This is a genomic window from Chryseobacterium lacus, from assembly GCF_003336205.1.
Lineage (GTDB): Bacteria > Bacteroidota > Bacteroidia > Flavobacteriales > Weeksellaceae > Chryseobacterium_A > Chryseobacterium_A lacus.
Genome location: NZ_QPIE01000019.1, coordinates 1 through 1,122, shown reverse-complemented (window position 1 = coordinate 1,122; position 1,122 = coordinate 1). Strand labels below are relative to the sequence as shown.

The 1,122-nt window shown below is 51.1% G+C and carries 1 pseudogene; it reads right to left on the bottom strand.

The window, feature by feature from the left end:
- Window positions 1-1,122: pseudogene (locus DQ356_RS11250) on the bottom strand (hypothetical protein); the annotation flags it as partial.

Below are 1,122 nucleotides of genomic sequence, written 5' to 3'. Positions count from 1 at the left end.
AAGTGTAGGTTCCGCTTCCCGTAACACTACCTGCCGGATGGGTACTGCCATTGGCAAATTCAAAAAGCACATGGGCACTTTGGCCCGCCGGAAGGTTGGAAACAGTAACGGTGAATGAAAGGTCGCTGCCGGGACAGATGGGAGCGGCATTGGCAAAAGCAATCATCGGAGTCGTCCTCAGCTGCACCTGAACAGGAATATAATGGATCTTGCCACATTTTACGATTTTCAGCTGCAAAACTCCGTTAGGGTTGGTAGAGATTTCATTAAAATTCACCGTGACGGATGAAGTTCCCTGTCCGCTGACGAAGCTTCCGAAATTGGACGGCGAAAAAATCCATTCCATGGAATCGGGGACGATGCCGTTCAGATTGGCGGTGAATGTCTGGCTGGAACTCGGGCAGTACAGGCCTCCTGAAGGTGGCGTAACGGTGATGGTTCCCATGTTGAAAGCCTCTACAGGTAAGGTAACCGGTGGGGAAAGACACCCTATCGGATCAAGGCTGCGGTTTCGTACGGAGACACTGAAAGGGCCAGCACCGGTAAAAATCACCGTAATGCTTTGCCCGGTATTGCTTCCCTGGATGGTACCTCCTGTCACTTCCCATACGGGAATGGCTCCGCTGTCAAGACTGCTGAGGCTGTACGTTTGTGGAATTAACTGGCATACCTTGTCGGGCCCTGTGATGCTGCCGGTAGGAGCGTCAGGCACCTTAACGGCTTTTACAATCTTGGCATCTCCCATGCAGCCGCCTGGCTTGCTGGCATAAATGGCATAGGTGCCTGCAGTATTGAACGTATGAGTAAACGGCCCGTTGACATTATTATAATTTTGGGTCGTATTGTTATACACTACCGTCCAGTTGTTAACACCTCCCGGGATGCTGCTGAAAGTCAGGCTGCTGCCCGTACATACAGTATCCGCTCCTCCGGTAACGATGACAGGGGAGGTCACATTAATTTCAAATCGCGCAGAGCCTCCACACCCCAGCAAAGTATTCACGTACTCCGCTCTGATCTCAAATGTGCCGGATTGCGATGCCTTCACCATAATCTCATTTCGGTGAGGGGTATAGGACAACTGTACCGAAGGATCATTGGTACTCCATAATACCGAAGTAG